The following is an 8,660-nucleotide window of genomic DNA, read 5'->3' as shown; positions in this document are numbered from 1 at the left end:
CGGGGCAGCAGCGGTTCCACCAGCTCCCGCAACTCGTCCGGGACCAGCCGCCCGGCAAGGCTGCTCCCCAACACATCCATGATCGATATGTACCCCGGGCAGCCACGCAAGACACGCTCTTAAGTCGCGGAGTGCTTGGGTGGGTGTGGCAGGTGCTTTGACCTGCGCCAGTGCGACATCTCAGACCCACCCATCTTTACAGGTGGTCCGGTGGGCGGGCCGATGGGTGCTCCGGTGGGCGGACGGACGGGAAGTTTGGATAATTCATACCGAACAGGAACGTAGCGACCCATGCGGGAGCCTGCGAGCGTGCGGATGCCCAGCGGCCGAGGTCGTCCAGATGTGAACACGTGGCCTGTAGGGCTACGAGTCGGGCTGTCCTTGGGCAGTCCCAGCGGAGCCGGTGGCCTGCGCCAGCGGCGCCCTTGCGGGGTCGCCGCTCAAACAGGGGACCGGCACGGCGACCGGTACGGCTACCCGATCGGCAGGGGGTATGCCGACACAGCGAGGCGCCCGGACGACGCCAGCGCGTCCGGCCGTGCCCTCGGCACCCGGGGCGTGGCCGCCGCCGGTTCCCGGCGGTGGCAGCGGTGGCAGTCGGCCGGTTGACGTTGGCACGTCATGGCGTCGATCACCAGCCGGTCAGCCGGTCGCATCCGGGCGCGGTCGCGGGCGTCCACCAGCATGTGGACGTCCGTTCCATAGGTGGACGCCAGCAGCGCGAGAATCTGCGGGGTCGGCCTGCGTCGTGAATACCCGTCCGGCCAATGCTCCACTTCACACAGATGGGATTCGGTCACCCGCGCCCCGCCGTCCGGATCGATACCAAGCTCGGCCGCGTGGCCGTTGATATGGTCAGCGGCCCGTGTCAGCGTCCAGCCGTACGCCTGCCGGAAAGCTGTGCGAGGACGAACCCGATAACGAACCATGAACTCGTCAGCGATCTCCGCATGGGTCATACCCGCGTCCAGCATCTGGACCCGTAGCGCATTCTGTTCCGCTCTTCCACCAGCTCGCCCCATGTTCCCTCCTTTCTCGGTCAGGTTGCGATGCGTCGTGCCGTGTGTGCGATGGCTTCGGGCTAGCGTCGGCCGGAGGGGGTCCGGTGCCACGGGTCCAGTGCGCGCAGCGCGTCTGCGACCCGCCGCAGGGTCTCCGGGTCGGTGCGGTAGACGACCGGCGCCGTGGGTTCCGGCCCGACCCTCGGTCGCCGCGTCGGCATCGGCGTAGGGGCCTGCGTCGACGGCGGCGTGGCCTGCAAACCACCGGGAATCTCAGCCCAGACAACTTTTCCGCCGGTCTTTACTCTCCACCACGACCATTGGCGCGACAGTGCGTCGACCATCAGCAGGCCGCGTCCGTCCTCACTGAACAGGTCCGGGCTTTTGATACGGGGAGCAGTGTCATTGCCGTCCCGCACTTCAACAAGGACGTATTCTCCTGTCGCGGTGAGCCGTATGGCCACGACGTCTTCCGGGCGGCTCGCCTTCACGGCATTCGATGTCAATTCACAAACGACGAGTTCGACAGTGTTGACGGTGTCGGAGTCGACTGACCATTCCCTGAGCGTGCAGGCCGTGCTCGTGCGCACGTCGGGAAGGGCGGCGGCTGTCGGCGGGAAGTGCGCCACGGCCACCCGGATCACAGGCGATGAGTCACCAGTCATGCTGAGCCCCGTGCGGCGGTCAGCGCGCGGACGGCCGCCGAGCGGCCGATGATCCGGATGGTCACGACCGTGAGTGCTGTGCAGGCTGGCGCCGCGCCGTGTCGGCTGCGGCTGCGCCGAGAGCGGGCAGGTCACAGCCGGGCAACACGGCGAATTCGGCCCACGCCACCAGCCCACAGCGGGCGTGGGATAGGCGGCGGCTGACCTTCGCTACACGGTCGTCGAGTGTCAGGGGGAGGCGGGTTCGCGCCTGCCGCATCCGCACGTGCGCCCACTCGTGGGCGGTGTCGAAGTCGGGGAATGCCCCGAGCGGTCGTCCGTCCGCGTCCCACACCACGAACCGGCGTTCGTCCATGGACTCTCTCCCTTCGGTCTGCGACGGGTAGCCCTCGCGCCGCGCCTCCGTCTCCGTGCCGCAGACAGCAGGGCGCGGCAGATGCCGCCGAGGAGGGCGCCTTGGCAACGCAGAGAGACGCGAGCGTCCGCCGATGGCAGCGCCGTAGGCGGCCAGGCGGCCACTCTCGGCGCGCCTGCTGTCACGCAGAAGTCAAACACCGTGATGACCCAACATGCAAGACTCACAATGCAAGCTGAGAGATGTTGATATTGTTGCGAAACAGCGACCGGAGTCTTTCATTTCGGGTGATGGACTACCCTCAAACCGAAGGAGGGGCGATGCCAGAAGGCACCACGACGACGGGCTCGACCGTGCCGCGCCGCCAGCTCGGCCGGTACCTACGCGATCTTCGAAACCAGGCGAGGCTGACCGTGCGGGCAGCCGCACGGCGCCTGGAGTGGTCCGAAGCCAAGATCTGGCGCATCGAGTCGGGGCTGACCTCGCTTCGGAGCTTTGACGTAGAGATCATGTGCCGGATCTACGGTGCACCCACCGACCTGACCGAGGCGCTGATGGGGCTCGCGAAGGAGACGAAGGCGCGCGGCTGGTGGCACAGCTACGGCGACGTCATCCCGGCCTGGCTCGACCTGTACATCGGGCTCGAAGAGGCAGCCTCTCGCCTCTGGTGCTACCAGTCGGAACTCGTTCCCGGTCTCCTCCAAACAGAGGAGTACGCACGGACCCTGATCAGAGCGGAAGACCCCGATATCGAGAACGACGAAATAGACCGGCGAGTTCATGTACGCATGGCCCGGCAGGCGTTGCTGACCCGAGTGACCGATCCCCCGGTCCTGAATGTTGTTCTCAGCGAGTCGATTCTGCATCGCCCCGTTGGTGGCCCGAAGGTGCTCGCGCAGCAACTCGAACGGATTGCGGACGTAAATCGGCTGCCTAATGTCACGATCAAGGTAATGCCGTTCAGTGCCGGCCTACACGCGGGCGTCACGTCGGGTCCGTTCGTCGTTCTTCGGTTTCCCGAGAACGGAACCGGACGAGCGGGGGAACCGCCAACGGTTTNCGTGGAGGGACTTACCGGAGCGTTGTATCTAGAGAAAGATCGTGAGGTAGAGCAATACGAAGAGTCGTTCAGCGCGATGTGGGAATCTGCGGCCGAGCGGGACGCGAGCACCAAGATGCTCATTGATCGAGCTAGGAGTCTCGAACCATGAACAGTCACGATCTTTCCGGCGCGGTGTGGCGCAAGAGCAGCTACAGCAACGCTAAGGGTGAGTGTGTCGAGGTTGCATTCCTTGACGGCGGCCTTGTCGCCCTACGAGACAGCAAGAACCATGGAACCGGGCCGGCGCTGGTCTTTACCAGTGCGGAATGGTCGGCGTTCGTGCGTGGTGTGACGGATGGAGAGTTCACGGCCTGACAGCCGATACGGTGTCCATAGGGCGCCGAGATAGCATTTTACACGTCTTCACTATTGTTGCCCGTCCGCGTGGCGCTTGAGCGCAGGCGGACGGGTGACACTCCGCCCGAGCGACGAGAGAGATAGGGTTTCCATCGTGCCAAACGTCCGCGCTAAATTGGATCTCAGGTCGGGGTCCTATAACGACGTCTTGAAACGTGTCGAGCGATCACTAGACGTTCACTTTGACCGAACTGCGGTCGTGCGGAAGCGACGCTCAATTGGCCTCGCCAGCGATAGAGGAACCTGGGTCCGTGTTGAGGTTCGATCTCCAGAGAAGATGACCGGTCAGGGATGGAACGGAACAGAGACCTCATCGATNCTTCATGGCGTGGCCCGGCCCGTCTGGAGGCAAAGCGTCTCTTGGAACGATCCCGACCAGGATCTCATGTGGAGGGCTGACGAGACAGATTTCGTCGCGGATCATCCCGTTAAACCCGGTGGTATCCTCACTACCGATCCCGACCTTTCTGAGGCGTGGTGGGCGACGCTGAGATCTTCGCTGACCGCGCTTGCCGGGCATTCGACCACCCGGCTAGCTACTCCTCACACCGAGACAATAACGCAAGCGCGGGTGGACCTGGCAATCAGTCGGGCCTGCGGTGGCAAGATCGACACTAGGATCGAGCAATGGTCAGCCGCGCATGCCGACCTAAATTGGGCGAATCTCACGGCACCAGAATGCATGCTGCTTGACTGGGAAGACTGGGGAATGGCGCCGCGCGGATTGGATCCAGCGAACCTGTGGGTCAACAGCCTGGCAATTCCCGACCTCGCTAGCCGCATCTACCGAGAGTACAGAGAGGAACTGGAAAGCAAGACAGGTAAGATCATGACGCTATTTCTGTGCGCGGACATTGTCAGCGCGCCCGCCTCGTATTCAGGGCCGCTTCACGAGCCGGCATGTCAGGCTGTCGAAAGGCTGGTGAAAGACCTTCAGATGTGAGCGCCTCTCTCACGGAGGAGCTGCCGATAACGAGCGATCTGGTCTAGGTCAACCTTTAGCGCTTCGGCTGACACAAGTTCCCTCATATGGTCTGTGCTGCCGGAACTCACGGCTATCCGCGTTACTCTTGGCAGCTCATATGACACACGGAAGACGGCTTGCACATTTGACCCTTCTTCGTTTGGCTGAAGAAAGGTGGCCGCCTTAATTCTCTTCCAGACGTCGCGTGCGGCGTCCCCGCCGAACGGGCTCATCCCCCACAGGCGATCGGACGGGACGCCCAGACGTTGCGCCGCCCGCTCGCTCGCGTCGAGCTGGTCAGACGGCACCGTCAGCCCCGCGCGGACCATGAGCACGTCTGGCGTGGGAGCCTTCGCGAAGAGATCGCCGTCAAGCGCCCGGATCAGCGGCNCCGTATCCCAGGACGATATTCCCCACGACGCGCACAGACCCATGGCTACCGCTTCATACAGCGCCGCGCACGCCGCATCCAAGCGCTCACGGGCTTGTACGGGGCTCACTCCCACAAGGGACTTCTCAGGATTATGCAGAAAGACGACGTCCGGGATGCGTCCAAGGTCGCACGCTGATTCCTCCACCGCACGGCGAAGCCGGCCGGGGTCGAGGGTGTGAACTACCCGTCCGGACTCTCGGAAGAAGCCGACTTTCGTCGAGATGGAGAACATGGAAAGTAAATCGCCCACGACGCTTGAGAGAAGGCGATGCGAGTCGAACCCATGATAGTTGTAGCTTGTGTCTAGGCATTGAATGCCAACGGCAAGGGCATCCTCTAAAGCTTGCCGTCTGTGGTCAGACCGGTATAGCCCGAGAATAATTCCGGAGTCAGTTCCGCGCATATGCCCTCCCGGACAAGTATCTCCCCAAGGCGCGCGCCATCGATCCCCGCTGCGGACGATACGTAGTCAAGGCACACAGGATTGCCCGACAGAAGCANCCCANGGGCTGGTAATGCTTTCCTGGTNAAGACGATCCNTTTCNCCGCCGTCGCGACCGCCACTGTATCGCCCTGGGTCTCTATCTGAGGTGGAAAATCAGTAACGCACACGACCGCGGATGGCGGACCAAAAATGCCGGCTGTGGAGACATACCGGCCTGCGGAGGTGGCATGCGCCACGGATTCCAAGTAATGGGCCGGCGGATGTGACGTAAGAAGACGCGATGCGGCAACAATAATTTTCTCGCCGTCGTTTTGATGTTCTTTCGGGTCTTCTCCCCGCTGATTCAGATCCTCCCGAAACACCTCTTCGCGGCGCGACTGGTCCGCAAGCCAAGCCAACCAATCGACGCCCGTTCGTCTCGTGAACCCAAAGGTAGCATGAAGGCTAAACCCGTCACCTCTGCTGGTGCGGCTCGCCCGATGCCAGTGGCCCCGGGGAATATACAACACGTCACCGGTATTCACGGTACCAGACCACACGATGTCTTTGGGAGGCTCAGTATTGGGTGCGGCGTCGCGGTACATGGGAGCACGGCGAGACGGACCCCGGACCTCCCACTCTTTGTCGCCAGCTAACTGTAGGACGATGACGTCGTGATCATCCCAGTGTAGGGAGAAACCCGCCGCGTCGCCCGTTGTGAGGTACACGTTCGCCTNCACAGGCGCGCGCAACCACCATTGAAACGCTCGGCACGCAACCTCTAGCGTCGGATCAAAGTGGTTGACCGCGNCCAACACCAGGGTGCAGCCTGATTGCAAAAGTCCGGCCAGCCGGCGCATATCGACCATCGGAGTGACCTGCCCTCGCCTCGTCGTGTTCATCTGAAGCAAGGAGTTTGGATGCAGCTCTGATTCGTTTTGAAAGCACCGCATCTGGGGCGAGACAAGGCTTCGTCTCNTTATCAGGTCTAGAAATCTGGTCGGCGTGAGCACCCTGGGGCATATCCCAGAATCAGGAAGAGTCCCCCGTAGGAACCGGGAGGGTGTCGAGCTGGGTCTGGACCATGCCAACGCGGTCTTTATATCGCGGATGAGCTGATGATCCATCAACATCCTTTACATGGTGGCTCCTTCGGCCTGCACCCAGATCGCCATGAAAAACCAACCGAAACAGATGAAAGAGAGGCAGGGTCGTACGGCGACAGCTAACGTCGATGCTTAGCCGTCCCTGTTCTCGCCGCTGTCACCGACGGGTCCATCAGAGGTCTGAAAGTCGCCGCGGTCCTGGATCGTGGCCAACTCCTCTACCACGATGACGAGGTCATCCGGTGGCGTCATTGCGCTGGTCTCCTTCCGTGAGCATCAGCCGTGGCGCCCGCGACGATAAGCGAGGCCGAAGCAGCCCAGATTCTGGTTGATTGCGGGCAGCGACTGAAAGATTACCGGACCGCTCCCGGAGTCGCTACCGATTTCGGGAACTCCTTCGGTTCCCACCCGGCCACGGCTGGCACGATGTGCCGGCCGCACCAGCAAGGGCGAGAGCCCCGTGACGCTGGCCTTCGTTATGACCTGCACCCCGGACGTTGCCGACCTGCGGCACCGGGCCGCTGAGCGCCTGGCGAGGCGGTCGGGCAGCGCAGCCCGGCCGGCCGGCCGGCACGATCGTCACGTTACGACCCACACCGGCAACCTTGGTTGTCAGCCAAGGAGATGCTTCGTCGCGGGTCGGGTAGCTGCCGCTTCGCAATCGACAACCGTGGTTGTCGTGCAAGATCGCTGTGCGGGTCGGGTGCCCAGCGGGGATAGTCAGAGTGGACTGGTTAATGTGGACCATTGATCGCTGGCATCGGCCGCGTACGTCACAGCGTCGCAGGTCAGCGCCCTGGTTCCACCGACGCGCCGTGTCGCTGGCTTTGCACCATCCCGCTGTGACGTCGCATCCTGCTCCGCAGGGGGCGCTTATCGGCACGGTGCCCGCGCGCCGCCCAGGCCGCCGAGAATCGTGCACAGCGTGCCGCCGTCACGGCGTGGGCAACGGCGTGTCGCCGTGACGGTGGCACTCCCGCTGACTCTTCGGCCCCTTCACGCTCGGCCCGCTAACGGTCCAGGGACGGAATCTCTCCCCCCCTGCCAGCGGGGAAGGCGGTTCTAACGTGCCAGTGTGGCTCTCAAAGGGTCATAGCGGGCAGGTACGACGAAGGCCCCGGCAGACGCCGGGGCCTTCTGCGGTGACGTGGGCTACCGGGGGTCGTTCAGGTCTCGCCACACGATCCGCACACGCTGAACATCATCACCCTCGACAGTCCCGTTTCCGCCGACGATCACACCGTCGATCAGTTGGGTGAGGATCACCCGCTTGGCCGCGATGTCCTCGCCGAGCCCGTCCCAGCCCACGGCGCCCTCCACGGGCAGCGTGGCGCGCCGTCGCGCGCTGGTGTGCATCCGGGCCTCGGCCGCGCGGATCTGGCGGACGATGGCCTTGTGGGCATCGTCGTAGGCGTCATCGTCCATCTTCCCGGATGCCCACCGGTCCGCCAGCGCGCTCTTGCGGGCCTCCAACGTCCCCAGCTCAGCGGCGGCCGGGTCGTCCATGGCCACAGGCCGGAGAACCAGCTCGTCGAGACGCCCCCGCACGGCACGGGAGACCAGCCCGACGAGGAAGGCTTCCCCGATTCGGACCTTGGCCGGACAGCGGCCGTCACGCCGCTGGCAGTACAGCCGCGTCCCGTTCGTGCCGTTCCCGGTCAGCTTGTGCCCGCACGAGGCGCAGTAGACGAACCCCGCCAGCATGCGCCGAAGCTTCTGCGCGTTGGTGTTGGTCCGCCGCGAGGCGTCCGTGAGGATCGCCCGGATCTGCTCCCACGTATCGACGTCCAGAATCGCCGGCCACACCGCTTGGCCCATGACCGCGATGGTTCCCGTGCTGCGCCGCGTGCTGCGGGTCTGGTAGCCGCGCATGCCGATCAGACGCGGGTTGACCATCATCTCCTTGAGGGTGGTCGCGTTCCACCCGCGGTACGGGCATGGGCAGTCGGTCCACGCCCGACGGCCCTTGACGTTGTTCGGGCAGATCGGCCGGTGGGCCTTCGTCACGGTCGGGACCGCCTCGGCGTTGAGCGTGCGGGCGATNGCCGCCAACGGCACGCCCGCCAGGATGTTGGCCGCGATGCGGCGGATAACCGCCGCCTCGTCCGGCACGAGGGCGTAGAAGTCCCGTACGGGCTTGCCGGCGTGGTCGGTGCCGACGATCGGCCCGTAGCCGTACGCCCGGGGTCCGCCGTGGTGGCGGCCCTGCTCGGCCCGCTGCTGTGCTGCCCGTGCGACACGCTCCGCCGTGCG

The 8,660-nt window shown here is 64.2% G+C and carries 9 protein-coding genes; 3 read left to right on the top strand and 6 right to left on the bottom strand.

Going from position 1 to position 8,660, the window contains the following annotated elements:
- Positions 1-473 precede the first annotated feature (473 nt).
- The 3 genes from ALLO2_RS02275 to ALLO2_RS02265 form a co-directional block, all read right to left on the bottom strand.
- Entirely contained in the window at positions 474-1,022 is a 549-nt protein-coding gene (locus tag ALLO2_RS02275; protein ID WP_023841922.1) for a hypothetical protein, read from the bottom strand.
- Positions 1,023-1,081: 59 nt separating this feature from the next.
- Positions 1,082-1,666: an ATP-binding protein gene (locus tag ALLO2_RS02270; RefSeq protein ID WP_023841921.1), complete on the bottom strand. Its 585-nt coding sequence runs from the start codon at positions 1,664-1,666 to the stop codon at positions 1,082-1,084.
- 61 nt (positions 1,667-1,727) lie between these two features.
- Positions 1,728-2,021 carry a hypothetical protein gene (locus ALLO2_RS02265; RefSeq protein WP_023841920.1) on the bottom strand — a complete coding sequence of 98 codons (294 nt, stop codon included), beginning with the start codon at positions 2,019-2,021 and terminating at the stop codon, positions 1,728-1,730.
- Positions 2,022-2,341: 320 nt separating this feature from the next.
- Between ALLO2_RS02265 and ALLO2_RS02260 the strand changes: the two genes are divergently transcribed.
- The 3 genes from ALLO2_RS02260 (at position 2,342) to ALLO2_RS23855 (ending at position 4,423) form a co-directional block, all read left to right on the top strand.
- Positions 2,342-3,232 (top strand): helix-turn-helix transcriptional regulator, encoded by an 891-nt coding sequence (locus ALLO2_RS02260; protein ID WP_035729445.1) that lies wholly within the window; start codon positions 2,342-2,344, stop codon positions 3,230-3,232.
- Entirely contained in the window at positions 3,229-3,438 is a 210-nt protein-coding gene (locus tag ALLO2_RS02255) for a DUF397 domain-containing protein (RefSeq protein ID WP_023841918.1), read from the top strand. Before ALLO2_RS02260 ends, ALLO2_RS02255 begins: the two co-directional genes overlap by 4 nt.
- A gap of 133 nt (positions 3,439-3,571) precedes the next feature.
- Positions 3,572-4,423 (top strand): hypothetical protein, encoded by an 852-nt coding sequence (locus tag ALLO2_RS23855; protein ID WP_369808118.1) that lies wholly within the window; start codon positions 3,572-3,574, stop codon positions 4,421-4,423.
- On the opposite strand, the gene ALLO2_RS02250 is transcribed toward ALLO2_RS23855, so the two are convergent.
- From ALLO2_RS02250 to ALLO2_RS02245, 3 genes are all read right to left on the bottom strand, one after another.
- Positions 4,414-5,280: an aldo/keto reductase gene (locus ALLO2_RS02250; RefSeq protein WP_035729444.1), complete on the bottom strand. Its 867-nt coding sequence runs from the start codon at positions 5,278-5,280 to the stop codon at positions 4,414-4,416. The two genes, ALLO2_RS23855 and ALLO2_RS02250, sit on opposite strands and share 10 nt — an antisense overlap.
- Positions 5,214-6,428: a JmjC domain-containing protein gene (locus tag ALLO2_RS23850; protein ID WP_084588341.1), complete on the bottom strand. Its 1,215-nt coding sequence runs from the start codon at positions 6,426-6,428 to the stop codon at positions 5,214-5,216. The genes ALLO2_RS02250 and ALLO2_RS23850 overlap by 67 nt, the downstream gene beginning before the upstream one ends.
- A 1,131-nt stretch (positions 6,429-7,559) precedes the next feature.
- Positions 7,560-8,660 (bottom strand): recombinase family protein (locus ALLO2_RS02245; RefSeq protein ID WP_035729443.1); only part of this gene is annotated, 1,101 nt, incomplete at its 5' end.

The organism is Frankia sp. Allo2, from assembly GCF_000733325.1.
GTDB classification, from domain to species: Bacteria; Actinomycetota; Actinomycetes; order Frankiales; family Frankiaceae; genus Frankia; species Frankia casuarinae.
Note: the sequence above shows the minus strand (reverse complement) of the source record. Positions and strands in the feature narration are given on the sequence as shown.